24 protein-coding genes are annotated in these 23,864 nt (G+C 54.9%); 11 read left to right on the forward strand and 13 right to left on the reverse strand.

The genetic code is table 11. From position 1 onward, the window contains the following. Nucleotides 1-48: 48 nt before the first annotated feature. Both MIH19_RS05195 and MIH19_RS05200 read right to left on the reverse strand, forming a co-directional pair. Entirely contained in the window at nucleotides 49-1,062 is a 1,014-nt protein-coding gene (locus MIH19_RS05195) for a class I fructose-bisphosphate aldolase (protein ID WP_249007856.1), read from the reverse strand. Between the two features lie 158 nt (nucleotides 1,063-1,220). Then, nucleotides 1,221-3,896, reverse strand: coding sequence for a mechanosensitive ion channel domain-containing protein (locus MIH19_RS05200; RefSeq protein ID WP_249007857.1), 2,676 nt, complete (start codon nucleotides 3,894-3,896; stop codon nucleotides 1,221-1,223). 136 nt (nucleotides 3,897-4,032) lie between these two features. Here MIH19_RS05200 and MIH19_RS05205 point away from each other — a divergent pair, with 136 nt between their 5' ends. The 3 genes from MIH19_RS05205 to MIH19_RS05215 all read left to right on the forward strand — a co-directional run bounded on the left by MIH19_RS05205 (nucleotide 4,033) and on the right by MIH19_RS05215 (nucleotide 7,045). Then, on the forward strand, nucleotides 4,033-4,290 hold the full coding sequence (locus tag MIH19_RS05205; protein WP_249007858.1) for a hypothetical protein: 258 nt from the start codon (nucleotides 4,033-4,035) through the stop codon (nucleotides 4,288-4,290). Between the two features lie 10 nt (nucleotides 4,291-4,300). Continuing rightward, nucleotides 4,301-4,894, forward strand: coding sequence for an endonuclease/exonuclease/phosphatase family protein (locus MIH19_RS05210; protein WP_249007859.1), 594 nt, complete (start codon nucleotides 4,301-4,303; stop codon nucleotides 4,892-4,894). Nucleotides 4,895-5,020: 126 nt separating this feature from the next. Continuing rightward, nucleotides 5,021-7,045, forward strand: coding sequence for a PhoX family phosphatase (locus tag MIH19_RS05215; RefSeq protein WP_249007860.1), 2,025 nt, complete (start codon nucleotides 5,021-5,023; stop codon nucleotides 7,043-7,045). Between the two features lie 118 nt (nucleotides 7,046-7,163). Here MIH19_RS05215 and MIH19_RS05220 read toward each other — a convergent pair whose 3' ends face one another. Beyond that, nucleotides 7,164-7,526: a DUF488 domain-containing protein gene (locus tag MIH19_RS05220; protein ID WP_249007861.1), complete on the reverse strand. Its 363-nt coding sequence runs from the start codon at nucleotides 7,524-7,526 to the stop codon at nucleotides 7,164-7,166. Between the two features lie 138 nt (nucleotides 7,527-7,664). Between MIH19_RS05220 and MIH19_RS05225 the strand changes: the two genes are divergently transcribed. Next, a complete protein-coding gene (locus tag MIH19_RS05225; protein WP_249007862.1) occupies nucleotides 7,665-8,273 on the forward strand; it encodes a Yip1 family protein in 609 nt (202 codons plus the stop codon). 188 nt (nucleotides 8,274-8,461) lie between these two features. On the opposite strand, the gene MIH19_RS05230 is transcribed toward MIH19_RS05225, so the two are convergent. Both MIH19_RS05230 and MIH19_RS05235 read right to left on the reverse strand, forming a co-directional pair. After that, nucleotides 8,462-9,298, reverse strand: coding sequence for an OmpA family protein (locus MIH19_RS05230; protein WP_249007863.1), 837 nt, complete (start codon nucleotides 9,296-9,298; stop codon nucleotides 8,462-8,464). A 24-nt stretch (nucleotides 9,299-9,322) separates the two neighbouring features. Continuing rightward, the gene (locus tag MIH19_RS05235) at nucleotides 9,323-9,709 is read right to left on the reverse strand and encodes a DUF4398 domain-containing protein (RefSeq protein ID WP_249007864.1); all 387 of its coding nucleotides are present in this window, start codon (nucleotides 9,707-9,709) and stop codon (nucleotides 9,323-9,325) included. 176 nt (nucleotides 9,710-9,885) lie between these two features. Here MIH19_RS05235 and MIH19_RS05240 point away from each other — a divergent pair, with 176 nt between their 5' ends. Next, nucleotides 9,886-10,635: a divalent cation transporter gene (locus MIH19_RS05240; protein ID WP_249007865.1), complete on the forward strand. Its 750-nt coding sequence runs from the start codon at nucleotides 9,886-9,888 to the stop codon at nucleotides 10,633-10,635. Nucleotides 10,636-10,705: 70 nt separating this feature from the next. Here the strand turns inward: MIH19_RS05240 and proX are convergent, their stop codons facing one another. From proX to MIH19_RS05275, 7 genes are all read right to left on the reverse strand, one after another. Beyond that, nucleotides 10,706-11,719, reverse strand: coding sequence for a glycine betaine/L-proline ABC transporter substrate-binding protein ProX (gene proX / locus MIH19_RS05245; protein WP_249007866.1), 1,014 nt, complete (start codon nucleotides 11,717-11,719; stop codon nucleotides 10,706-10,708). A gap of 35 nt (nucleotides 11,720-11,754) precedes the next feature. Continuing rightward, complete coding sequence (locus tag MIH19_RS05250; RefSeq protein ID WP_249008949.1) at nucleotides 11,755-13,110, reverse strand: PhoH family protein; 1,356 nt, start codon at nucleotides 13,108-13,110, stop codon at nucleotides 11,755-11,757. Nucleotides 13,111-13,195: 85 nt separating this feature from the next. Beyond that, nucleotides 13,196-13,687, reverse strand: a complete 492-nt coding sequence (locus MIH19_RS05255; RefSeq protein ID WP_249007867.1) for a CBS domain-containing protein — start codon at nucleotides 13,685-13,687, stop codon at nucleotides 13,196-13,198. A gap of 58 nt (nucleotides 13,688-13,745) precedes the next feature. Continuing rightward, nucleotides 13,746-13,997, reverse strand: coding sequence for a cell division topological specificity factor MinE (gene minE / locus MIH19_RS05260; protein ID WP_007348801.1), 252 nt, complete (start codon nucleotides 13,995-13,997; stop codon nucleotides 13,746-13,748). Nucleotides 13,998-14,000: 3 nt separating this feature from the next. Then, nucleotides 14,001-14,813, reverse strand: coding sequence for a septum site-determining protein MinD (gene minD, locus MIH19_RS05265; protein ID WP_249007868.1), 813 nt, complete (start codon nucleotides 14,811-14,813; stop codon nucleotides 14,001-14,003). A 76-nt stretch (nucleotides 14,814-14,889) separates the two neighbouring features. Then, nucleotides 14,890-15,648, reverse strand: a complete 759-nt coding sequence (minC, locus tag MIH19_RS05270) for a septum site-determining protein MinC (protein WP_249007869.1) — start codon at nucleotides 15,646-15,648, stop codon at nucleotides 14,890-14,892. Continuing rightward, nucleotides 15,648-15,926 (reverse strand): DUF1244 domain-containing protein, encoded by a 279-nt coding sequence (locus tag MIH19_RS05275; RefSeq protein WP_249007870.1) that lies wholly within the window; start codon nucleotides 15,924-15,926, stop codon nucleotides 15,648-15,650. Before MIH19_RS05275 ends, minC begins: the two co-directional genes overlap by 1 nt. A 158-nt stretch (nucleotides 15,927-16,084) precedes the next feature. Here MIH19_RS05275 and dinB point away from each other — a divergent pair, with 158 nt between their 5' ends. The 6 genes from dinB to MIH19_RS05305 all read left to right on the forward strand — a co-directional run bounded on the left by dinB (nucleotide 16,085) and on the right by MIH19_RS05305 (nucleotide 22,864). Next, nucleotides 16,085-17,149, forward strand: coding sequence for a DNA polymerase IV (gene dinB, locus MIH19_RS05280; protein ID WP_249007871.1), 1,065 nt, complete (start codon nucleotides 16,085-16,087; stop codon nucleotides 17,147-17,149). Between the two features lie 126 nt (nucleotides 17,150-17,275). Continuing rightward, nucleotides 17,276-17,626 carry a DNA polymerase IV gene (locus MIH19_RS05285; RefSeq protein ID WP_249007872.1) on the forward strand — a complete coding sequence of 117 codons (351 nt, stop codon included), beginning with the start codon at nucleotides 17,276-17,278 and terminating at the stop codon, nucleotides 17,624-17,626. 117 nt (nucleotides 17,627-17,743) lie between these two features. After that, nucleotides 17,744-19,936, forward strand: coding sequence for an acetyl-CoA hydrolase/transferase C-terminal domain-containing protein (locus MIH19_RS05290; RefSeq protein ID WP_249007873.1), 2,193 nt, complete (start codon nucleotides 17,744-17,746; stop codon nucleotides 19,934-19,936). 17 nt (nucleotides 19,937-19,953) lie between these two features. Continuing rightward, a complete protein-coding gene (locus MIH19_RS05295) occupies nucleotides 19,954-20,424 on the forward strand; it encodes a peptidylprolyl isomerase (protein ID WP_249007874.1) in 471 nt (156 codons plus the stop codon). Nucleotides 20,425-20,446: 22 nt separating this feature from the next. After that, complete coding sequence (locus tag MIH19_RS05300; RefSeq protein ID WP_249007875.1) at nucleotides 20,447-21,178, forward strand: response regulator; 732 nt, start codon at nucleotides 20,447-20,449, stop codon at nucleotides 21,176-21,178. A gap of 81 nt (nucleotides 21,179-21,259) precedes the next feature. Beyond that, nucleotides 21,260-22,864 carry an ATP-binding protein gene (locus MIH19_RS05305; protein ID WP_249007876.1) on the forward strand — a complete coding sequence of 535 codons (1,605 nt, stop codon included), beginning with the start codon at nucleotides 21,260-21,262 and terminating at the stop codon, nucleotides 22,862-22,864. Here MIH19_RS05305 and MIH19_RS05310 read toward each other — a convergent pair. Then, a complete protein-coding gene (locus MIH19_RS05310) occupies nucleotides 22,785-23,864 on the reverse strand; it encodes an ABC transporter ATP-binding protein (RefSeq protein ID WP_249007877.1) in 1,080 nt (359 codons plus the stop codon). The genes MIH19_RS05305 and MIH19_RS05310 overlap by 80 nt on opposite strands.

Raw genomic sequence — 23,864 nt, forward strand, 5'->3', positions numbered from 1 at the left:
GCTTGCGATCACAAGATATGGTGCTTTTGCAACCGGCGATAACTGATTTCAGCTTTCCATCTCCGCTTTATACTCCCCAGAGCTGGCCGCGCCGTTAAGCCTGGCTCGCTTGAGCATGGCGTTTTGGGCAGCGTGTTTGTTGTCCAGTTTGCCGGCCCAAGCTTTCTGTGCCGGTTCCTGCAGGGCACGTCCATAAGAAAAACTCAGGCTCCAGGGTTGCCGGCCAAGGCTGTTCATCGCGTTCAGGTTGAGGGTAGCTTCTTCGGGAGTCTGTCCGCCGGAGAGGAAGTTAATACCCGGGACGGCCGCCGGAACAACTCGGCGTAATACCCCCAAAGTGGCTTCTGCTACTGCTGCCGGAGATGCCTTCGCACACGCTTTGCCGGGCGTTACCATGCTGGGCTTCAGAATTATGGTTTCCAGTTGCACGCGGTGGCGGCGCAGGGCGTTGAAAACCTCCGCAATCACGGCTTCATTTACTTCTGCAGATCGTTCGATGGTGTGGTTACCATCAATCAGCACCTCTGGCTCTACAATGGGCACAATACCTTTGGATTGGCATAACGCGGCATACCGGGCCAGCATCTCAGCGTTGGCTTCCACCGCCTGGCGTGAGGGCAGTGTGTTAGAGACGTTGTACACAGCCCTCCACTTGGCGAAACGGGCGCCCTGGTTCTTGTAGATTTCCAGCCGGTCATCCAGGCTGTCGAGGCCATAGGTTATTTCATCGCCCGGAGCATTGATCAGGGGCTTTTTTCCCGTATCTACCTTGATGCCCGGCACAATTCCCTGGCTTTCCAACAGCTGGGTGATCGGTGCATTGTTCAGGCTGTTCTGACCCAGGGTTTCTTCAAAAAGAATCACACCGCTGACGAATTCTCCAAGCCCGGGTGTGGAAAAAATCAGGCTGCGGTACTCCCGGCGTTTATCTTCTGTAGATTCAACACCCACCGCATCGAAGCGTTTCGCGATAGTCGGGTGGCTTTCGTCCGCAGCAAGAATACCCTTGCCTGGCTGAACAAGATCCTGAATCGTTGAATGCAATTCGGCGTGAATATCCATGCCCGCTCCTATGCCATATTGAATGTTGTCATCTTTTTCGGTTTTCTTTGCTCAACAGTATAGTTCGTCCATTCGCCATGAGTGCTGAAGTGTCGCTCACATTCAAGGTAGGGGACAGATTTGAAACCTGTCCCCGATTTAGTCCCCGGATTCAAAGCTCAGCTCGGCTCCGGCCGGGTGTGCACGTGAATGTCACGCTGCGGGAACGGAATGTCTATGTTCGCTTTGGTTAAGGCTTTTGTGATGGACGCGTGAAGTTCGTGAGACAGCGGCATCATGTCTACTAACAGGTCTTTTACAAACACCCAAACCTCGAAATTAATGCAGCTGTCGCCAAATCCGACACAGAAAGCCGACGGTGCCGGGTCATCCGTAACGCGCTCGTTATTTTGCGCTACCTCGGTGAGTATGGCTTGAACCTGGTCTATGTCACAGTCATAGGCGACACCCACCTTCACGACGATTCGGGTAATCGGGTCTGACAGTGTCCAGTTTGTAAAATCTTGGGTTACAAAGGTTTTGTTAGGAATGATCTGTTCTTTTCGATCCCAATCAACCAGGGTTGTTGCGCGAATGCGTATGCGTGACACAGTGCCGGTAATGCCGCCAATCGTTACGGTGTCACCCACCCGAATAGGGCGCTCGAAAAGCAGGATGATGCCCGACACAAAATTGGCGACGATTTCCTGAAGCCCGAATCCAAGGCCAACCCCGAGGGCCGCGATCAGCCACTGCAGTTTGGACCACTGAACACCAATCACCCCTAGGCAGAACAACACGCCCAGAAGCACGACTATATAAGTGGTAATGGTTGTGATGGCATAACCAGAGCCAGGTTGAAGGTGCATTCTGCTCAGAAGGGTGACCTCCAGCGTTCCCGGAAGGTTTTTTGCAGCAATAACGGTACCCGCCGCAATCAGTAACGCCAGCAGCGCATCCGCCAGCGTGATGGGCAGTGGGTCACTACCGTCAAGCTCTGTTGCAATGGTCCACAGGGTGATGTCGTTGAACAGTTGCAGGGCGGGAATAATATCGGCCCATAGAAACATGAGGCCGGTCAGGGCCAGTACAGACATAATAACCCGGAGCAGGGAAGAGCTTTGCTGGCTGATGTCTGCAAGATCCATTTCTGGCATATCCGGAGTCAGTGGAAGTGCGTCGCCGGGCGTGTCTGCTGCTTCTTTGGCTTCCGCTATTTTGTGTTCGGCCGCGCACTGTTCTACCAGGCGTTCCAGAGTGATCCTGCGTTCACGCACGGAAAGCGCTCGTAAGCCGAGGTAATAAAGCACTGCATTAAACGCCAGCCAGCAAATAGAAATGAACAGGTTGCGTTCAAGCTGAAGGGCGGTGTAGTGATAGCCCACCAGCGATGCCGCGGCCAGCGCGAGCGGTGTAGCAACGGCGATGATATGGAGGAAATGCAAAAATCGGCTGTGGGGTTTGTGCGCTCTTACGGCGGCCATAATGCGCTGAGCGAATACTGCCAGCACAACAGATACCACCGTAAACAACAGGCGGCCGAGACTGTCATCAAACTGTGCGCCCTCGGGGGTTGAGCTGTAAGCGGTGGTCACAATGGCAACAGGTATAACAAACGCCATAAGGATAGGGAGTGCCTGGCGAATTGCCTGCAGGGAGCTGGTGTTCCAGTGGAAGTGGCTTTCGCCCAGCCCCTGTTTACGGGCAACGTTACGAATAAACGCCAGCAGGAACATGATAAAAGCGGCCGCGGTAAAGCCTTTGGATAACGCCGAAAAGAACGCGGTGCCTTCCATAAGTACAAGCGCCGCCAGGGAGAATACAAGAACGCCGGGCAGCGCCAGCAGAACGCTGTTCATCAGCGCCAACAGTGTAGAGGCTGTGCGGTCATGCCCAACATTGCCGATAAACTGGCTGTTGGCGCCCAGGTTTTCTATGATCGCATGTCGTTTGATGGTCAGTATGATAAGCAGCAACACGATTAGCCCAATGCGGCCGGCACGTTCAGCCAGCGACGTGGAAACGGCTTCTTTAAACGGGGCATATTTGAGTTCCGAATGCAGCCACTGAATTGCCTGATAAAGCTCACTGAATGTTTCGGTGCCCACCCGCGAGGCACTCGGAAGCCAGAACAGCCGTTGTTTTAAAAGTGTCTGGTATTCCAGTACCTGGTTCTGAAGTGCTGTCACGGTGCCGTAATAATCATTCAGAACGTCGATATGCTCGGTAACCGATTTGTGGAGTGCTCGCAGTAAGTCCGATCGGCGGCTGCGCAGTTGGCCACGAACATCGTCGCCAGGTTCGGTAATGGCTTCGAACTCCTCAAGCTTGAGTTGTTCCTCCCGTGCCGCGGAGAGTTTGTCTTGTATGCCTTCAATTAAATCGCTGGCAACACTCTGCCGCTGAAGCCGTTCAAGCCGCTGCTTTAAAAGGCTGGCATAGTTAGACGTCAGGTTCAGCCCTGCGGTTTCAAGCGTCAGTTCGAAGCTTTCGTATTCGTCTTTCAGGCGGCTGAGTAATGATTCGGCATACATCAGTTGTTGGCGGCTGGATGCGACGGCAGTGCGGCGCTGTTCCAGTGAGAGGCCCAACGCACGGACTTGCTGCTGAATATCGGCGTTAACGGCGTCGGGTAGTTCAATCTCGGGAGTTGCATCTGAGCCGGCCTGCAGCTGAGGTTGCACGGCCGGGCGGGCTTCTTCTGGCTTCTGAGGCGTATCTTCCGTTTGCTCTGGGGCCGGCTCAGTAGCTTTGTCGGTGTCTGCGGCAAGAATGGATGACGTCGAAAAGCAGAGTAGAAAAATCCCGGCCAGCCATGCTGTCAAAAATGTGTGTCGGGAAAAGCGTTGTTTCATGGACGTGCGATCCTTGAAGTATAAGGTAGGGGGCAGATTTCAAATCTGTCCCCGGTTTGGCAAAGTTGAGCATGGACAGGCACGGCAGGGGCGCGCAGGATATAACCGACTTCATTTCATGTGAAATTGTAGCCTAATGACTCTGACTCTTGTTTTTTTTACCGTTTTCATCGTGCTGGCAACGCTGTTGCCGTTATGGCGGAACCCGCACTGGAGCGTTCGTGGGTTCGATTTTCCGCGATTGCAGATCGCCGTGGTGGCATTGCTCGTTATTGTTTGTCAGCTGGCGCTTCTAGACTTGAGCAGCGCCTTTAGCTGGCTGCTGATTGCTGCCACAGGGCTTTGCCTGGCCAGCCAGCTTTGGCGGGTTTTGCCGTACACGCCACTTGGATAATTTGTATGGCATGCACGTTTTTTCCAAGCTTCCACTGCACGAGGCGGAGAAAGCATACCTGGTTGAAGACGGAGTTCCGTCGATGCATGGGTTGGTAGAGCTTAGGTCTGGCGATAAAGTGCGGATTCACTTCTTGCACCCGGCGCCACCCAGCCCCAGCGAAAATGAAGAGTCTTCAGAGCGGGATGCCGAGCTTATTATTGTGGCGCAAAGTGTTGCTGACGATGATCAGCCTACAATCGTGACCGGCGACCTGAATGACGTGGCCTGGTCACCCACCACGCGGCTGTTTCGTAAAATCAGCGGGCTGTTGGATCCGCGGGTTGGCCGGGGCATGTTCAGTACGTTCCACGCGAAATACCCTTTTATGCGCTGGCCGTTAGACCACCTCTTTCACAGTGAGCACTTTACGGTAAAAGACATTCGTCGTTTGCCAGACATTGGGTCTGATCATTTCCCGCTGCTGACACGTCTTGAATATGTGCCGGACAGGCGCTCCGAGCCGGAAACTCCTGATGCCGATGCAGAAGAACGCCGATGGGCGCAGGACATTGCTCGTGAAAAAGGTGCGAGTAAAAAGGATGTGTCTGAGCCAAGTGCGTAGGGCGTGCTTGTCACTCACTCATGCTTTTTTTTTTGACTGTCTCCGCACTGTCATATCTCCCTCCGACACTGTGTTCCTGACAACATCTATTTTTTGATGATCGAGAGCAACTAGGAGAGGCATAACATGGCGAAGCACAACGTTGATTCCAAGTATCTGGACCCCGATTACGAGCCGGTTGTAAATCACTCGGGCAACAAAGTATTCGATGACGTGCTGAATGCACGTGTGCAGCGCCGTACCCTGATGAAAGGCGGCGTTGGTGCGGCGTTGGCCAGCATCATGGGTTTCGGCCTTGCAGGCTGCGGCAGCGATAGCAATAGCGCTAGTGCGGGTTCAAACCCTGATGGCGATAACGTTAGTACGACGGCCCTTGGCTTTGACGCGATCGCCGTATCCACCGCCAATAATGTTGTTGTGCCTGCGGGCTACTCGGCAAAAGCTTTCCTGCCCTGGGGAACTCCAATTACCGGGTCTTACCCGGAATTCTGGCCTGACGCGTCTAACTCCGGCGCCGAGCAGGAGCAGCAGGTGGGCATGCACCACGATGGCATGCACTTTTTCCCGATTGATTTCAAAGCTGGCGGCAACCGCTCTGATGAGGGGCTGCTGGTAATGAACCATGAATACATCAACCAGAAAGCCCTGCACCCTGACGGCCCCACTTATAACCAGAGTGGCATGCGCCCGGCCGATGAAGTGCGCAAGGAGATAGCCGCGCACGGCGTGTCGGTGGTGCATATAAAGCAAGACGGTGCGGGCACCTGGGACATCGTGTTTGGAAGCCCTTTCAATCGCCGGGTGACGGGCAATACAGAAATGGATATCCGCGGGCCGGTTCGTGGTTACCAGAAGCTGTCAACCCGCTTCAGCCCGAATGGCACCCAGACACGGGGCACGCTGAACAACTGTTCGATGGGCCCTACGCCCTGGGGAACCTACCTTGCGGCGGAGGAAAACTGGCACGGCTACTTTGCGAACGGCTCGCAAACGCAGCCACGGGAGCAGACCCGTCACGGTGTTGGTAGTGCTACCCGCTACGACTGGGAACTGGCCGACGGTGGCGAGGATCAGTACATTCGATTCAACATCACCCCCGCGGCCGCAAGCGCTAAAGACGACTATCGGAACGAAGCAAACACCTTTGGTTATATGGTCGAAATTGATCCGTTTACGCCGGAAAGCAAACCTCAGAAACGCACAGCTCTAGGTCGATTTGGGCACGAGGGCGTTATTTTCGCGCCGGTTGAAGACGGTAAGCCGGTTGTCTGCTATTCCGGTGACGATTCCCGCTTTGAGTATATCTATAAGTTTGTTTCTTTACGGCCCTATTATGCGTCAACCGCCAGCGGCTATCTGCTGGATGAAGGCACCCTGTATGTCGCACGTTTTAACGAAGACGGCTCGGGCGACTGGCTCTCGCTGTCGCTTGATAACCTGGATTTTGCGGCCCGCGTGCAGGCTGCACAAGGTTCATCGGTGGGTGCCGTTCTGTTCGAGGGCTTTGAGAATCAGGCGGATGTTCTTCTGAATACGCGCCTCGCCGCCGACATTGCCGGAGCGACGCCGATGGACCGCCCGGAATGGGGCGCGGTAGACCCGAACACCGGTGAAGTCTATTTCACCCTGACCAACAACTCGCAACGCACGGAAGAGCAGGTGAATGCGGCCAACCCCAATGCAGAAAATCGCACGGGCCACATCATTCGCTGGAGTGAGGCCGATAATGACTTTGCCGCGGTTGAATTTCAGTGGGATATCTTTGTGTTTGCTGGGGAGCAGGGTACAGAGACGATCGTAGATGGGAAAGTTGTGGTGTCGCTGACGGATGACAATATCTTCAACAGCCCGGATGGCCTGTGGTTTGACTACAATGGCCGTCTCTGGATCCAGACCGATGGCTCTGATGCTGCGCCTTACCAGAACAACATGATGTTGGCGGCTAACCCCGCAACCCGGGACATTAGGCGCTTTTTTGTGGGGCCTCAGGGTTGTGAGGTAACCGGTGTTGTGACTACGCCGGACGTTAGAACTATGTTTGTGAATATTCAGCATCCGGCTGGTGACTGGCCCTTTGGCACCGAAGGCGATCACCCGCGGGATGCGACCGTCATCGTTACCCGCGACGACAACGGGGTGATCGGCGCCTGAGCGCGCGGCCCGACATAGACCAGGCATAAGGCGGCGAAAACAAGATAGGGGACAGATTTCAAATCTGTCCCCTTTTTTCTGGATCCTTTTGGAGCAGCAACTTTCGAACTTTATTTCGTCATACGTCACCGTTTTTTATGAATGCCTTCAGTGCCACGGCGTTGTTGTGTTGCGTGTCTTTGGCGGCGAACACCAAGGTAAGTCGCTTGTGCTGCTGAACGCATTGCTTGAGTTCTGTAAGCGAATCATTGTCTGCAGACTTCAATTCTTCCAGGTAGCGTTTCTGAAATTCTTCCCATTTCTCTGGATCGTGATCGAACCATTTTCGGAGATCGGTAGACGGAGCCAGTTCTTTCAGCCAATTTGAAATATTCGCATCTTCCTTGCTAACCCCCCGGGGCCATATACGATCTACCAACAGGCGTGGCCCGTCGGAATTGGCAGCGTCATCGTAGGCGCGTTTCAGGCGAATTTCTGTCATGGCATCCTCCAACAGGCTTTTATGCGACGATAAGGGGTGAACTTTAATTTCCAATTTCAATCGCCGCTGATCTGGCGGAATCGGAAGTGTCGTATATACTCTCGTAAACAACAACAGTAACAATAATAGGTGGTGCTAATGCTTCTTTCACACGCTTTTGGATTATTCACGAAACCGGATGCAGAGTGGGCTTCCATTCGTAACGAGCACGAAACACCCCGCCGGCTTTACGTTGCCTATGTCGTGATTCTGGCCGCGATAGCGCCGATTTGTGCTTATATATCAACGGCTATTTTTGGTTGGAAAGTGGGCAGCGAAAGGATTGTCAAGCTGACCGAGATCAGCGCGGCCCAACTCAGTGTGCTAACGTATATTGCTATGCTGGTGGGCGTTTTTGCACTGGGTTATGCCGTGAACTGGATGGCTAAAACCTACGGCGCCAAAGAAGAGATAACGCCGTCTAACGGTATTGCACTGGCGGCGTATTCTTGCACGCCCATGTTCCTGGCCGGCTTCGCTTTGTTGTACCCGGTGCCTTGGTTTAATGCCCTTGTGTTTTTGGCGGCCGCCTGTTACGGCGGCTGGTTGATGTATGACGGGCTTCCTATCGTGATGGGTATTGATCAGGACAGAGCCGTATTTTATGGCGGCGCATTGCTGACCGTGGCTCTTGTTATTCTGGTCGCTACCCGCGTGGGTTCGGTGATTATCTGGAACTTTGTAGCAGCCCCTGTTTTTGTGGGGTAACGCTACTTGCGATTACATTAGTTCGTCATTATTGCATTGAGCCTCGAAGCTGGAAACTTCGGGGCTCAATGTTAATACTGATTTGTTTGGCCGGCCTGCACCGCGGTATTGGTAAAGAACAGGCCCTCAAGCCGTTTTAAAGCAGACTTGAGGGCCTCCTTGAGCCGGCTTATTACGAATTTAGTTTCTCAGTCTTCCCGGGTATCAATATTCCCGTCTTTATCGGAAATGACAATTTCAACACGACGATTTTGCTGGCGCCCGGATGAACTGTCGTTACCAGTCACCGGGTATTGCTCGCCATAGCCTCTGCTTTCAATCCGAGTGGAGGAGATGCCCCGATTGACCAGTGCGTTGCGTACTGATTCAGCGCGGCGTTCGGATAATTGCTGGTTATAAGATTCAGCGCCGGTACTGTCGGTATAGCCTTCAACTCTCACCCGACGGTCTTCATATTCACGCATGAATTCTGCCAGGCGACCTACAGTCTGTTCGCCGGCTGATTTTAGATCGGCCTGATTCAGATCAAACAGCACATCGCCAAGCGTAAGCACCATGCCACGATCGGTTTGTTCTGCCTGCAATTCGGCCATGCTTTGGCGTAGCGCTTCTGCTTCGCGGCGGGCAGCTTCTGCTTCGCTGCGGGCTGCACTGGCATCGCCGGTCTGCTCTGCCAGCATCAGTTCTTTGCGGCGCGCTTCGGCCGATTCAATCTGAGTTTGCAGTTCTGACTTCTCTCCCTGCTGGCTGGCGATTTGTGCGTGGCGGTGGGCCAAGTACGCCGCCTGTTCAATACTTCTGCTGTCTCCACCGTCTTTCAACAGCGATTCCGCGCGATTGAGCTGGTCCCGCGCACTGCGCAGCTGGGTGTCGCCGCTACGGGCTACGGCAGGATCATTCTTGATGCGGTCGTAGGAGGCACGGGCTTCGTCTACTTTCGCATTTTGTGGTGGTGTGGAAGCACAGCCGGTCATTAATACCGATAAACCTATGGCCAAACCTAACGTTGTGTTGCGTTGTTTCATCACTGTCCCCTTTGGCAATGGCGATTACTGGCTCTGATTAATGCGCTGGCGCAGCGCTTCAATATTGCGATTGACTTCTTCAACCGCCTGGCGGGCCTTGGCGGTTTCAGCGCGGGCTCCGGCCAACTGCGCATCTACCGAGGCCTGTTGCAGTAAGCGCTCGGCGCTCTGATATTCTTCTTTTTCAATCAGCCCTTTGGCGTCGGCGACTTTATTTTGCGCGTCGTTTAGAAGCACTGGCTCGTATTGCCGAGCATCGGCCGCGACAGCTTGCTGCAAGGCCGACTCGGCGCTTTGCAGATCGGCATCCGGGCGTTCACCGGGGCTGGCACAGCCGCCCAGAGCCAGGGCGAGGCCTGCTAGCAAGGCCACTTTGCCTGAACGAATTGTTATTGAGCTATGTTTTCTCATGCGTAATCTCCTATCAGGGATATGCAAAGGATGCATAATTAAAGCGGTGTGCATCTGTATAAATCTTAGCAGTCTGTTTGCGTTGTGGCATGAAGGATTGGCAACAATGGTAGCGTTGGGTAGTCTGTCGTGTGCTAACGCGGCATTGATCGAAAAAAGAGGAGATACATGCAGTTATGACTTCGTTATGGACGACCATTGTATTGGCTACGGCGGCTGGCGCGGCCATTCCAACAGGCGCTTTGCTGGGAAGAATTGAACACATTGGTCCCAGTTGGCTAGACAGCGAGTTCCGCCACGCGGTGATTGCATTCGGCGGTGGCGCATTGTTGTCGGCGGTAGCGCTGGTGCTGGTGCCAGAAAGCGTTGATCTGCTAAACGGATGGTGGATTGCGCTGGCCATGATTATGGGCGGGCTGGGATTTGGCTTGCTGGATGTCGTGCTGGCAAAGGCAAAGGGCTCGGTGTCGCAGTTGATCGCGATGCTGGCGGATTTCATACCGGAAGCGCTGGCGCTGGGGGCTGTGTTTGCGGTGGGCGGCGAGGGCGGCATGCTGCTGGCGCTGTTGATTACCGTGCAGAATTTACCGGAAGGCTTCAACGCCTATCGTGAGATGACCGCAGCGGAAGATCCGGCCACGATTCATCGCAGCCGCAAAGCCCAGGGTATGGAAGGTAAAAAGGTGTTGTTGATCTTCTGCTGCCTGGTGCCGTTGGGCCCGGCTGCAGGTATCGCAGGGCACGTGTGGCTGGCGCAATACGATGAGGTTTTGGACTTTATTATGTTGTTTGCGTCAGGTGGTATTTTGTATCTGGTGTTTCAGGACATTGCTCCGCAGGCGAAGTTAGAAAAACACTGGTTGCCGCCTATGGGCGCGGTTTTAGGGTTTTTATTCGGGGTGCTGGGTCAATTGGTTGTAGGTTGAAAAAAAACCCGGTCAGCAAAGCAACTGACAGGGCTTTTTTATTCAGGTTTTAAACACTTGGCGGGCGGTGTTACTTGGTTGCTGCACGTGCGGTTTTCAGCCATCTGTTATAAATGTCTTGGTTGGCTTTGATCCACTGGTCGGTGTGGCGCGCTATGTCTTCGTCGGTGTTCTGACCGTTACGCATCGCCAGATTTTGCGCGGAGATATGCTCGCCGGATAGGTTCATGGCCTGGAACAGTGTTTTGGCAGCCGGATTGTCATCAATGAATGTTTTGTTGGCCACAATGCGCTGAGTGTTAACACGGAAACCGTAGTTGGAACCGTCTGGCAATTTGGTGTTGATCTCATTACCGCCTTCGCCTGGCAGAGACGAGAAGGGTACTTCCATCCACACCACGTCTTTACCCGGCTTCATCACCGCGCTCACCCAGTAGGGCACCCAGCTGTAATACAAAACCGGCTCGCCTTTGTTGAACCGGGCAATAGTGCTGGCCATCAGAGCCGAGTGGGGCCCCTGGTTGTGATCAACGGTGTTGCGCAGGCCATAGGCGCCCATGTGGTGCTCAATGATCTGCTCGCAGCCCCAGCCCGTTGGGCAGCCGGTCAGGTCGGCTTTGCCATTGCCATTGGTGTCGAACAGTTTGGCGATTTCCGGGTCTTTCAGCTGAGCGATGTTGGTAATGCCGTACTCGTCTGCGGTTTTCTTGTCGATCAGATAGCCGCTGAAAGCGCCTCCCGAATATACGTTAGAGCGGAACAGCTTGTCGTCGCCGCCGGCTTTTTCATAGAAATCCGTGTGCATGGGGTACCAGTGGTCAGCGATAAAGGTGCCGTCGCCGTTAGCAATCGCAACGTGGGCTGCCGGGTATTCCAGCTCGCGGATTTTTTCCACATTAAATCCCAAGTCTGTCAGCGCGCGGCTGATCAGTAGCGTTTGAAAGGTTACTTCGGCAATGGAGCTTTTCACGGGAATAACGGTGACGCCTTCACCCGGCGTGTCGTTAGCCTGAACGCTTAAGCTGGTGGCTAATGTTACGGCTAGCAAGCCTTGCCCGGCTTTCTTCATCCATGATGAGTTCATGTTGCCTTCCTGTTTAATAGTATTGTCTTCATAGTTTACAGATTGGCTTCTGCGAATTCCGCCAATGCCGAACGGGGCACGCCTTGCAGGTGTATGTGGCCACCGTGGCGAAACGTTTTGAAGCGTTCGGTCATGTAGGTCAGGCCGGAGCTCAGAGCGCTCAGGTAAGGGGTGTCAATCTGCGCCAGATTACCCAGGCAGATCACCTTGGAGCCGTTACCGGCGCGGGTGATGATGGTTTTAATCTGGTGCGGGGTCAGGTTCTGGGATTCGTCAATAATGATCAGGCTATGCTGGAAGCTGCGGCCCCGGATGTAGTTCAGGGATTTAAAGTGCAGGGGCACTTTGCTGAGAATGTAATCCACGCTGGCGGTCACGTTCTCGTCGTCTTCATGCAGCGCCTCGAGGTTGTCCACAATGGCGCCGAGCCAGGGCTCCATTTTTTCCGCTTCGGTGCCCGGCAGAAAGCCGATGTCTTCGTCTAACCCCTGGGTGCTGCGGGTAGCAATAATACGTTTGTAGAGTTTGCTGGCCACGGTCAGCTCAATGCAGGCCGCCAGCGCAAGAATGGTTTTTCCAGAGCCGGCGGCGCCGGTCAGGTTCACCAGGTGGATGTCTGGGTCAAGCAACAGATTCAGGGCAATGGCCTGATAGATATCGCGGGGAATCAACCCCCAGACTTCTTCGTTCATCAGGTCGTGCTGGTGCAGGTCGCGAATGACCAGGTAGTCGTCGCCCAGCTCGCACACTTTGCCCACAAAGCCCTGTTGGTCCAGCACAAACTCGTTGATGTTCAGCCGCGCCAGTTCGCCTTCGCGCTTGAATCTGTGCTCGGTGGCGCCATCCCGCTGCTTGGTTTCCACTTTGCTGACGGTGTCCCAGAACGAACCGGGGAACTCGATATAGCCCCGGGGCAGCAGGCCTATGTCGTCTACCAGCTGGTCGTTGTGGTAAGCCTGGGCTTCTACGCCAAAGCCGCGGGCTTTCAGCCGCATGTTGATGTCGTTGCTAACCAGAATGATGTCGCGGTTGGTGTGGTGTTTCTGCAGGGCGGCCAGGCTGTTGATAATTTTGTTATCGTTCAGGTGCTCGGGCAGGGCATGGCCGCTTACCGATTCCGAACTCATCAGGATCGACAGGGTTCCCATGGGTTCTGCTTTTTCGCCCCGTGCAATAGGCACACCGCTTTCAATCTGCTTCGGGCTGGCGTCGCCCAACAGTCGGTCGATGGTGCGAATGGCCTGGCGACAATCGGCCGCTACTGTCTGCTTGCCGGATTTCAGGCTGTCGAGCTCTTCCAGCACGGTCATCGGAATGATGACCTGGTGCTCTTCAAAATTCAGCAGGGCGTTGGGGTCGTGAATCAGAACATTGGTGTCTAGCACGTACATCTTGAGGCGGTCTTGCGATGCTGCGGGCATAAGGGGCAGTACCTCTACAACGGGCGAGTCGGATGGCGGATACGGGCTGCGCGGTTCAGTCTTGCATCGCGCAGCGCTGGGTCATATTGCGGTCGGCGATAATCTTTAGAAGGTCGTAAGTGGTAATAATCCCTGATATGTTTCCATCAAGAGTGACAAATATCCGGTGCAGATGCTCGGCCATCATGGTTTTGGCAATTTCGCGCACCGGCGTGTCTTCGTCAACCGACAGCAGAATAGGGGTCATTATGTCTCTGACCTCCACCGGCAGTTTGCCCATACCCTCGTAAATAACCATGCGCAAACGGCGAGCTTCGCGGGCTTCGTCTTCCGTCAGCCGTGCCTCGGTCTCTGGGCGGCTTGCGTTCCAGCGAAATTCGGTAATATCCTTCAGGGTGACTATGCCAATAATGTCACCGCTGTCATCGGTAACCGGGCTACCAGCGATTTCGTTGTCGGTCAGAAAGCGGGCCAACCTGTCCATAGTCCAGGACTGGGGCACCGCCTTGATACTCGGGGTCATTATCTCGCGTGCAAGCAACGGCATGGTTCAGGCAGCCTATTTTGAAAAGAGGGTAAAAGCTTAGCCCGAACCCGTGCCGGCGTCACTTCTCGGGCAGCGTTACGTTCAGTTCAAGCACCGAACACGTGTCGGTGCGGTCTATCTCTACTTGTACCATGTCGTCGCTGATGTCCACATACTTGCGGATAACGGCCAGCAGTTCCTGCTGCAGCGCCGGCAGGTAGTCCGGTTGTTTGCGATGACCACGCTCGTGGGCCACAATAATTTGCAGCCGCTCCTTGGCAACGTTGGCGGTGTTGGTTTTTTTGCTCCTGAAATAGTCCAGAAAACTCATTTGCTAGCCTCCCCTGAACATCCGTGAAAAGAAGCCCTTCTTATGGGCTGTCATAAAACGGTGTTCCCGTTCTTCTCCCAGCAGGCGCGCCACGGCATCATCATAAGCCTGGCCAGCGTCGCTTTCGGTTTCTAAAATAACCGGAAGGCCCTGGTTAGAGGAGTTCAGCACTATTTGGCTTTCCGGAATAACACCCATCAGCGGTATCGCCAGAATTTCTTCTATATCGGCCACCGACAGCATCTCGCCACGCTCTACCCGTGCCGGGTTGTAACGGGTAACCAGCAGGTGTTCTTTTACCGGGTCCTGGCCCTTTTCGGCGCGGCGTGACTTACTTTGCAAAATGCCTAAAATACGGTCAGAGTCGCGCACCGAAGATACTTCCGGGTTGGTGACAACAATGGCTTCATCAGCAAAGTAAAGGGCCATCTGGGCGCCGTGTTCGATACCGGCCGGCGAGTCACAAATGATGTAATCGAAGGTTTGTGCCAGCTCGTTGATGATCTTTTCCACGCCTTCTTTCGTCAGCGCGTCTTTTTCCCGGGTTTGCGATGCCGGCAGAATGAACAGGGTGTCTACCCGCTTGTCGCGGATCAATGCCTGGTTCAGTGAGGCTTCGCCCTGAATCACGTTGACGAAGTCGTACACCACACGGCGTTCGCAGTTCATGATCAGGTCCAGATTACGCAGGCCCACGTCAAAATCGATGACCACGGTTTTATGACCGCGTCTGGCTATGCCGGTGCTGATCGAAGCGCTGGTGGTGGTTTTGCCAACGCCGCCTTTTCCTGAGGTTACTACAATAATTCTAGCCAAAATTTGGTTCCCGCATTGCGATGTCGTGGTTGTCGAGGCCTGGCAAACCGGTTACTGCTGGCAAACCCGGGTCTGGTCAGGCCTTTTCCAGTGGCGTTACCACCATCAGATCGTCCCTGAGCTGAAGTTGCACGGCGCTTTTCCAGCCGCTGCCTTGCAAGTCTTCAGATATTTTATAATGCCCGGCGATAGACACAAGTTCGGCCTCTAACGACTGGCAGAAAATGCGCGCGTTTTCGTCGCCGTTTACACCCGCCAGTGCGCGACCTCGCAGCGGGCCGTATACATGAATATTTCCGGCTGCCATCACTTCGGCACCGGGTTGCACTGGCGCTAAAATCACCAGGTCACCCTCTGAGGCACAAACCTGCTGGCCGGAACGTACCGGCTGGCTGATGATTTTGGCGGGCACTGCCACCGCTGGCGCAGATATGGGTTCTGCGATGGTTTCGGGGGCAGGCGCTTCGGTGGTCGGCTCGCTGGCATGATCTTTATCGCGCGCGTTGGTGCCGGGTATTAATGCCAGCGACGCACCGCGGGCCATGCGGCGGTGGTTTTCATTGCCACCACGCACGCCCACCACGTGAATATTGTTGCGCCGGCAGGTGCCAATAATGCTGAAAAAATCCAGATCGCTGTCCATGCCTTCGTACTTTTCAAGACTTATAATCAGCGGAACGTCTTTAAAAAAGCCGGGCGCCTGGCTGATCTTGTCCCGCAGGGTGGCTTCAAAATCTTCGCTCTCGAAATAATAAAGCTCCAGAGCTGTCATCGACACACTGGCACTTTTTAACTGAAAGCCCTGTTTAGCGCCGGTGGTTGGGGTATCGGTCATTAATGGTGATCCTGCTTTGGGCCGCTCTGGTAGCGTTGTTTCCATTCATCGTAGGGCATGCCGTAAATTGCTTCGCGCGCTTGCGGGTCGGTCATATTTACACCCTGCTCCTGTGCTGCGGCAAGATACCATTTTGACAGACAGTTGCGACAAAAATCGGCCAGGTTCATCAGGTCACTATTTTGCACCTCGGTATGTTCACGCAAGTGCCTAATAAGGCGACGGAAAGCGGCCGCTTCCAGTTCGGTACGCTGGGCGTCTGAAAGGGGTTGGGTCATGATATAGATGGCCTTTTGCGATGTCAGAAAGATGGATAGAAATTCATGCAATACGGTTTTATAAGCGGCTTGCCGTGGACAATCCTGACATTTTGAGCAACTGGAGGTAAGATGCAAGGCTGTATGCATATACAGCGGGTGTGGTTAAGCGGGGTTTTATGTCTCAACGCAAGATAATTCACGTAGATTGCGACTGCTTTTATGCCGCCGTGGAGATGCGTGATGACCCTTCCCTACGGCATGTTCCTCTGGCGGTGGGCGGACAGGGTGGGCGCGGCGTGGTGACCACCTGCAATTACCAGGCCCGCGCTTACGGCGTGCGCTCGGCCATGCCAGGCGGCGAGGCCCGGCGCCTGTGCCCGGACCTGGTGACCGTGCCGGTGGATATGCCGCGTTACCGGGCGGTGTCGCAGCAGGTGATGGCCATATTGCGTGAGGTGACCGATTTGGTAGAGCCGTTGTCGTTAGATGAAGCTTTTTTGGATGTGTCTGACGTGACTGAACACCAGGGTAGCGCTACGCTGATTGCCCGCCACCTACGCGAGCGGGTAAAGCAGCAAACCGGCATTGTTATTTCTGCCGGGGTGGCCCCTAACAAATTTTTGGCCAAAATTGCCAGCGACTGGGAAAAGCCCGACGGCCTGTTTGTGATTCGCCCCCAGGACATTGCCGGGTTCGTGGCCAAACTGCCCGTGCAAAAGTTGTTTGGTGTGGGTCAGGTAACCGCGGGCAAGCTTCACGCCATGGGAGCCCGAACCTGTGGAGACCTGCAGCAGCTGGGCGCAGAAATTCTGATAGAGCGTTTTGGCAAGCAGGGTTACCGCCTGTACGAAATGGCCCACGGCCGCGACGAGCGCCCGGTGGTTGTGTCGCGCAGCGCTAAATCCCTGAGCGTTGAGCGCACCTTTGCGCAGGATTTGCCAGACAAAGCCGCTTGTGACGCAGTGCTGGTGAACCTTCTGGACGACTTACGCGCGCGCCTTGCCCGCAAGGCAGAGCACAAGCCCTTACACAAACTGTTTGTAAAAATCCGTTACAGCGATTTTTCCACGCACACATTGGAACGGGTGCGTGAATCCGCGGCGCCGCCCGTTATTGCAGACTACCAACAATTGTTGAATGAACTGATGACCGACACTCAGCGGCCGGTGAGGCTGCTGGGAATGGGAGTAAGGTTTCGAAATGATGAGGCACCGGTCACACAACTACGGTTGTTTGACTGACCAGGCAATAAACGATGCGAAAATGTGCGCTGAAACACAGCACAGATGCTGAAGTGTATTAGACTTTGGCCTATCCAGTTTGTATAATTTTAAGTCAGCTAATAATCCTAATAATCGTTGCGCATTATGATTCTTCGACTATTTTTCACATTGCTCATTATTAATATTGCCATCTTTGCGGCCAGCGTAGATGCGTCTGAGCAAATAGGCAGTAGCGATCGTGGCACGGTGAAAGAATCTGTCACTATGGCCGATGTCAAACAGCTGCAAGCCGTCATGGCAGGGCGAAGTTACGCCACCATTGACCAGACGGAAGGCAGTGCCGATATTCTGGCCGAAGTGGGCTCACGCCTGCTGACCCTGTCGCTGACCCGCCGCGACACTTCCCGCCGCTATGCCTACGAAACGATACGGGCCGACCACGGCCTTGCCCTGATTGACGAAGGCGCCTGCCTGAATCTGAAGTGGACCTTCTGAAACCGCTGAATCAGCCTCGCGAGACACCCGGTTACTGATCTGACGCATTGTCTGGCCGTGCTGCCCGTGTGATGATTCTGTTAACAGGATTCATTATGGGTTAACGGGAACCGGAAAATGGCCGAAGATTGCACGATGCGAATGGACGACGCAGACGCCTGTGTCGAAGAAGTAATCCGCCGTGTTGGCAACAAGATTATTCTTGGTTTGCCTCTGGGTTTGGGCAAGCCCCTGCGCTTTGTAAATGCCCTTTATCAGCGCGCCAAGCGCGACCCCCAAATCGAACTGCACATTTTTACGGCCTTGTCGCTGGTGAAACCCAGTGGCCGTTCGGCTCTGGAAAAGCGCTTTCTCGAACCTTTTGCAGAGCGCTTGTATGGCGCGATTCCGGATCTGGAATACGCTCTGGATTTGCGGGCTAACAAACTGCCGCCGAATGTGAAAGTGTCGGAGTTCTTTTTCAAGGCCGGCAGTTTTATGCACAATTCGTCGCAGCAGCGCCACTATATCAGCCTGAACTATACTCACGCGGTGCGCGATTTGATGGCTAAGGGTATCAACGTGGTGGCTCAAATGGTGGCGCCAGGTGATCAAAACGGTGAGCCGGGGCAGGTGAGCCTGAGCTGCAATCCGGACCTGACCTTGGACATTATCCCGCTTTTGCGTGCGCGCCAGCGCGAAGAGGGCGTGCCCACCGTATTGGTGGGTGAGCTGAACCGGCATTTGCCCTGGCTGGGCCGTGATGCCCAGATGGCCGAAGCCGATATAGACGTGGTTTTGGCGCAACCGCAAAGCGATTATCCGATGTTTCCGGCGCCACAAATGGCCATCAGCCCGCCGGACCATCTCATTGGTTTCTATGCCAGCACCTTGATAAAGGACGGTGGCACGTTGCAGGTGGGTATCGGTTCCCTGGGTACTGCGCTAATCAATAGCACCATTTTGCGCCACCGCCATAACGACGCCTGGAAGCGCTTATATCAGCATCTGGACATCGCCGCGCGCTATCCGGCTGTCGATGGTATTGGTGGCACCGGCACGTTTGATCAGGGCCTTTACGGTTGCAGCGAAATGATCATTGACGGCTTTATTCACCTGGTGGAAGCCGGAGTGTTAAAGCGTGAAGTGTTTGCTCACCAAGGGCTGCAGGAGTTGCTGAACCGCGGTGACATTAGCGTGCAGATCAACCTGGATACACTTGATGTGCTATTGCGTGAGCATATTATTGCCTCGCCGCTGAGGCCGCAGGATCTGGAGTTCCTGCAGAAATTCGGGATTGTGCATTCTGAACTGTGTTTGCAGGATGGCAAGCTTAGCCTGCAGCAGCGCACCGTGCCTGCCGACATCAACCATCCCGACACCCGCCGGCTACTGCAAGACGGCGGCTTGGGCGACAAGCTGAGCGACGGCGTGGTGATGCACGGCGGCTTCTACATCGGCCCCGAATCTTTCTACCAGGCACTGCGTGACCTGTCGCCACCGCAGCGTCAGCGCATCTGCATGACCAGCGTAAATTACATCAATGACCTGTACGACCACCGCTTTGGCAATCAGGCGTTGAAAGCCGCCCAGCGCCAGCACGGCCGCTTTATAAACACCGCGATGATGTACACCCTAGCGGGTGCGGCTGTGTCTGACGGCCTGGAAGACGGTCGCGTGGTCAGCGGCGTAGGCGGTCAGTACAACTTTGTGGCTATGGGTATGGAATTGACGGGCGCGCGGTCCATTTTGTGTTTGCGCAGCACTCGCAAAACGGCGGGCAGAGTACTATCGAATATTGTGTTCAGCTACGGCCATTGCACCATCCCCCGTCACCTGCGGGACATTGTGATCACCGAATATGGCATTGCCAATTTGCGGGGCCAGTCTGACGAGCAGGTATACCTGCGGCTGATCGCGATTGCCGACGCCCGCTTCCAGGCCGGCCTTTTGCAGCAGGCGAAAAAAGCCGGCAAGGTGGCGAAGAGTTTTAAACCGCCAAAAGCTTGGGCCGATAATACGCCGGCACACATCCACAAAGCCTTGGCAGCGGTACCGGGCAACAACCGTTTTCCACCATTTCCCTTTGGCTGTGACTTTACCGCTGAAGAGTTGGTGATTGCTAAAGCACTGAAACGCATACAGGCCGAAACCGCCACAGGTCGTGGTAAACTTATGACCCTGGTACGGGCTGCCCGCGCCGGTGACGACCAAAGCCGCTTCCAATCGCTGCTAGAACGCATGCAACTGGCCGCACCGAAAGGAGTTCGCCAGAAGCTGGAGCAACGGTTACTGATTTACGGCCTGCGACTGACCAATACACCCCAATAAGAGCAATGACGCAACCTATGCAAGATTCTTCTCCTACAATTGACGTGTTCACCGTTCACTATGTACTTAAAAACGCCGTTGGTGAGCTGGTAGATACCTCTGAGGGCAGCGAGCCGCTGCATTTTGTGTACGGCAGCCCGGACATTGTTGAGGGTATTCAGCGTGCCGTGAAAGATCGCCGCGTGGGTGACTGCCTGGAAGTCACCGTACCGCCAGCGATGGCCTACGGTGAACACCGGGCCGACCTGGTGCGTAAAGTACCGCGCTCGATGTTCGAAGGCGTAGAGAACTTACAAGCGGGCATGAAGTTTCAAACCAACACAGGCACCGAGGCGCAGATTGTCCAGGTGATGGGTTTTGACGGCAATTTGGTGCGTATTGATGCCAATCACCCGCTGGCTGGTCTAACCTTGTATTTTGATTTGGAAATTGTTGGCCGCCGCAGCGCTAGTGCAGAGGAAATTGCCCAGGGCCGGCCCTTGTCATAGCCTGAAGTTAGGAAAGACTGTTATGGAACTGACGACTGACAACTGGCGAATCCTGATTGTAGAAGACGACGAACGGCTGGCCAGCCTGACCCGCGATTACCTGCAGAATAACGGGCTTACGGTGTCTATTGAGTCCCACGGTGGGGCCGCTGTAGAGCGTATTCGAAACGAACAGCCAGACCTTGTGGTGCTTGATTTGATGTTGCCCGGCGAAGACGGCTTGTCTATCTGCCGCCGGGTAAGGCCGCAATACAGCGGCCCGATAGTGATGCTAACCGCCAGAACCGATGACATGGACCAGATACTGGGCCTGGAAATGGGCGCCGATGACTACATTGGCAAACCGGTACAACCGCGATTGTTACTGGCGCGCATTCGTGCGTTGATGCGCCGCGTTGCCGAAAAAAACCAACCCTTGGTCGGCAGCGGTCCCGTGAGCGAAGGCCCGGTGCGTGTAAAGTTCAACGAATTGGTGATAGACAGCTCGATGCGCGAAGCCTGGCTGTCTGGCGTTACAGTGGATTTAACCAGCGCCGAGTTTGATTTGCTGTGGTTGCTGGCCAGTAATGCGGGCAGGGTGCTCAGCCGTGAAGAAATCTTTACGGCGTTGCGTGGCATTGAATACGACGGCCAAGACCGTTCGATTGACGTGCGGGTGTCCCGTATACGGCCAAAAATTGGTGACGACCCCATCCATCCACGGCGCATAAAAACCGTGCGTAGCAAAGGTTATCTGTTTGTAAAAGAAGCCTGAGTAGTTGCAAAAACCTGAATAGTTGCGACAGCCTGAGTAGCTGCTTAAGCCCGAGTTTTTGTTTGAGCCAGAGTGCGCACCATGCCCCTGATCTACTTTCTAAAACTTTATGCCCGCCTGGCGGGTTTTGTGCTGTTGATCGCAGTGCTTTGTGTGTTGCTGTTCCAAGGTTTAAACGGTATTCGCCAGCAAATGTGGCTTGAACACCATGGCACAGCGCTGATGCAATGGCTGGCGGAGTCTGCAGACCCTGTTGCTCATTACGCGTGGCTGGTGCCGGCTTATAATCTTGAAGTAGGCTCGGCCACGCAGTTGGCAGATACCGCGGTTATTCGCGAACGCCTGGGTTACGGCCAGGTCGTGGTATTGCCGTCCAGTTTGGGCCAGCGCTTGTTAATCGCCCGTGAAGACGGCCAGATCCTCGCCCTGAACCTGGCCACGCCTTATAGCGACATTGTGCGTGCCAGCGCGTTGGTTTTCCGCTGGCATCTAGAAAACTCACCGGTTGAACGTCGCCCCGAAACCCTGCGTTATTTGAGCGCATCATTAGGCCTTGGCGCTTATTCCATTGACACCCGCGAGCGCCTGCCACCCGCCGATGTTTTGCGGCAATTAGTTCGTGACGGCCTGGTTCTGTATACCGCGCAATCCGGAGATGGCCCCCGCGTGGCGTTGCAGTTGGCTGACGGCGAGATGGTGGTGCTGGTGCCACCACCGCCGTTTAAACCCTGGAGTCTGGTGATTATATTACCACTGTGCCTGCTGATTGCCGCGGCGCTGGCACTGCTGCTAGGGTTTGCGGCACGCTCTTGGGATGGGCGTTTGCTGAAGGTTGAATCCGCAGCGCTGCGCATTGCCCGAGGTGATTTGGCGGCGCGGGTAGAGCCCGGCTCCAGCTTGTTGCAACAGCGCTTGGCGACAGCTTTCAATAGCATGGCCGAGCATATTCAGCGCCTTGTGCAGGTGCAGCATGACATGATCCATGCGGTGTCCCACGAGCTACGCACCCCGGTGGCGCGCATTCGTTTTGGCGTGCAGATGTTGGCCGACAGCGATAAGTCGCAGCGTAGCGAGGAGCAGTTGCAGGGCATAGACGGCGACATTCAGGAACTGGACGATTTGATAGACGAAATACTGACCTACGCGCGACTGGAGCAGAGCGAGGCCAAGTTCCTTTTGCAGCAGACATCTGTGCCTGATCTTCTGCGCCAGGTCATTGCCCAGCAGCAGCTCTTGCACCCAACCGTCGTTATGGAGCTGGATGTGGATGGCGCCAGTGAGGCACTGGCCGCCGAGGTAGAACCGCGTTATTTACACCGCGCACTCCAGAATCTGGTGGGTAACGCCGCACGCTATGCCAGCCGCCAGGTGCGCGTGCGCTGTCGGTTAGACAGCGACAATTGCCGCATTGATGTGGAAGACGACGGCCAAGGTATACCGCGCTCTGACTGGGAACGGGTATTTATTGCATTTTCACGGCTGGATAACAGCCGTACCCGCACCTCGGGCGGGTACGGGCTAGGACTGTCGATTGTGCGGCGCATCATGTACTGGCACGGTGGCCAGGCCTTCGTCGGTGCAAGCGCCAGTCTTGGCGGAGCTTGCTTTAGCCTTGTATGGCCTCGTGTTCAAACGCAATCAGGTGGTCTGCATCAACTCGCACCGGAACAAAGTCACCCACATTGAAATCCAGGTGGCTGCGGAACAGCGCCTCGAACTCGGTGGATTCGGAACAGCGAAAACGATAGAGCGTGGATGTGCCGGCAAAGGTTTTTTCAATCACCTTGGGCCGCAAAGGCGAATGTTCATCATAAACGATGTCATCGGGCCGAATCAGCACATCGACCGGTGTGCCTGCTTCCCATCTATAAGCCCGGTTACCGTGAATAACGCCGAGTTCTGACTTTATGGCGTCTGGCCCCAGGGTGCTGCCAAGTACAAAGCTACCTTGGCCCACAAAACTGGCAACAAAACGGTTGGTAGGCTCGTGATACAGGTTAAACGGCACGTCCCACTGCTGGATGCAGCCTTTTTGCAGCACCGCCACCTGATCGCACATTGCAAAAGCTTCTTGCTGGTCGTGGGTAACTAGAATGGCGCTGATGCCCAGGGTTTTTAGAATGTCACGCACATCCAGGCTCAGCCGCCGGCGCAAATCTGCGTCCAGATTTGAAAACGGTTCGTCTAGCAAAATCAGCGTGGGTTCTGGCGCCAGCGCGCGAGCCAGCGCAACCCGCTGTTGCTGCCCGCCCGACAACTCGTGAGGGTAGCAGCTGGCAAGATCCTGCAGTTGCACCAGTTCCAGTAATTCAGTGACCTTGCGTTGGCGCTCGGCTTTGCTCAGGCGGTTCAAACCAAAACCAACGTTGTCGGCAATGCTTAGGTGCGGGAAGAGTGCGTAATCCTGAAACACCATCCCAATACGGCGTTTTTCCGGCGGTAGAGCGCGGCCGGGCAGGCTGATGGCCTGGCCTTGAAGGCTGATTTTGCCATCGCTAAGCGGTAAAAAGCCGGCCAGCGCGCGCAAAATAGTGCTTTTGCCACAGCCGCTGGGGCCCAGCAGGCAGCCAATGTCGCCTTGGCGCAGGGCGAAACTGACGTTCTTCACCACGGTTTCGCCGCCATAGCCGCAGCACAGATTGTTGACTTCAAGCAGCCAGTCAGACGCGATTGCGGGCTTGTCCAT

Source organism: Marinobacter sp. M1C (assembly GCF_023314135.1).
Classification (GTDB): Bacteria; Pseudomonadota; Gammaproteobacteria; order Pseudomonadales; family Oleiphilaceae; genus Marinobacter.

Excerpts from the sequence above, each read along its gene's own strand:
- MIH19_RS05195 (WP_249007856.1), bottom strand. The coding sequence starts at position 1,062 with ATGGATATTCACGCCGAATTGCATTCAACGATTCAGGATCTTGTTCAG.
- MIH19_RS05200 (WP_249007857.1), bottom strand. The coding sequence starts at position 3,896 with ATGAAACAACGCTTTTCCCGACACACATTTTTGACAGCATGGCTGGCC.
- MIH19_RS05205 (WP_249007858.1), top strand. The coding sequence starts at position 4,033 with ATGACTCTGACTCTTGTTTTTTTTACCGTTTTCATCGTGCTGGCAACG.
- MIH19_RS05210 (WP_249007859.1), top strand. The coding sequence starts at position 4,301 with ATGCACGTTTTTTCCAAGCTTCCACTGCACGAGGCGGAGAAAGCATAC.
- MIH19_RS05215 (WP_249007860.1), top strand. The coding sequence starts at position 5,021 with ATGGCGAAGCACAACGTTGATTCCAAGTATCTGGACCCCGATTACGAG.
- MIH19_RS05220 (WP_249007861.1), bottom strand. The coding sequence starts at position 7,526 with ATGACAGAAATTCGCCTGAAACGCGCCTACGATGACGCTGCCAATTCC.
- MIH19_RS05225 (WP_249007862.1), top strand. The coding sequence starts at position 7,665 with ATGCTTCTTTCACACGCTTTTGGATTATTCACGAAACCGGATGCAGAG.
- MIH19_RS05230 (WP_249007863.1), bottom strand. The coding sequence starts at position 9,298 with ATGAAACAACGCAACACAACGTTAGGTTTGGCCATAGGTTTATCGGTA.
- MIH19_RS05235 (WP_249007864.1), bottom strand. The coding sequence starts at position 9,709 with ATGAGAAAACATAGCTCAATAACAATTCGTTCAGGCAAAGTGGCCTTG.
- MIH19_RS05240 (WP_249007865.1), top strand. The coding sequence starts at position 9,886 with ATGACTTCGTTATGGACGACCATTGTATTGGCTACGGCGGCTGGCGCG.
- proX (WP_249007866.1), bottom strand. The coding sequence starts at position 11,719 with ATGAACTCATCATGGATGAAGAAAGCCGGGCAAGGCTTGCTAGCCGTA.
- MIH19_RS05250 (WP_249008949.1), bottom strand. The coding sequence starts at position 13,110 with ATGTACGTGCTAGACACCAATGTTCTGATTCACGACCCCAACGCCCTG.
- MIH19_RS05255 (WP_249007867.1), bottom strand. The coding sequence starts at position 13,687 with ATGCCGTTGCTTGCACGCGAGATAATGACCCCGAGTATCAAGGCGGTG.
- minE (WP_007348801.1), bottom strand. The coding sequence starts at position 13,997 with ATGAGTTTTCTGGACTATTTCAGGAGCAAAAAAACCAACACCGCCAAC.
- minC (WP_249007869.1), bottom strand. The coding sequence starts at position 15,648 with ATGACCGATACCCCAACCACCGGCGCTAAACAGGGCTTTCAGTTAAAA.
- MIH19_RS05275 (WP_249007870.1), bottom strand. The coding sequence starts at position 15,926 with ATGACCCAACCCCTTTCAGACGCCCAGCGTACCGAACTGGAAGCGGCC.
- dinB (WP_249007871.1), top strand. The coding sequence starts at position 16,085 with ATGTCTCAACGCAAGATAATTCACGTAGATTGCGACTGCTTTTATGCC.
- MIH19_RS05285 (WP_249007872.1), top strand. The coding sequence starts at position 17,276 with ATGATTCTTCGACTATTTTTCACATTGCTCATTATTAATATTGCCATC.
- MIH19_RS05290 (WP_249007873.1), top strand. The coding sequence starts at position 17,744 with ATGGCCGAAGATTGCACGATGCGAATGGACGACGCAGACGCCTGTGTC.
- MIH19_RS05295 (WP_249007874.1), top strand. The coding sequence starts at position 19,954 with ATGCAAGATTCTTCTCCTACAATTGACGTGTTCACCGTTCACTATGTA.
- MIH19_RS05300 (WP_249007875.1), top strand. The coding sequence starts at position 20,447 with ATGGAACTGACGACTGACAACTGGCGAATCCTGATTGTAGAAGACGAC.
- MIH19_RS05305 (WP_249007876.1), top strand. The coding sequence starts at position 21,260 with ATGCCCCTGATCTACTTTCTAAAACTTTATGCCCGCCTGGCGGGTTTT.
- MIH19_RS05310 (WP_249007877.1), bottom strand. The coding sequence starts at position 23,864 with ATGGACAAGCCCGCAATCGCGTCTGACTGGCTGCTTGAAGTCAACAAT.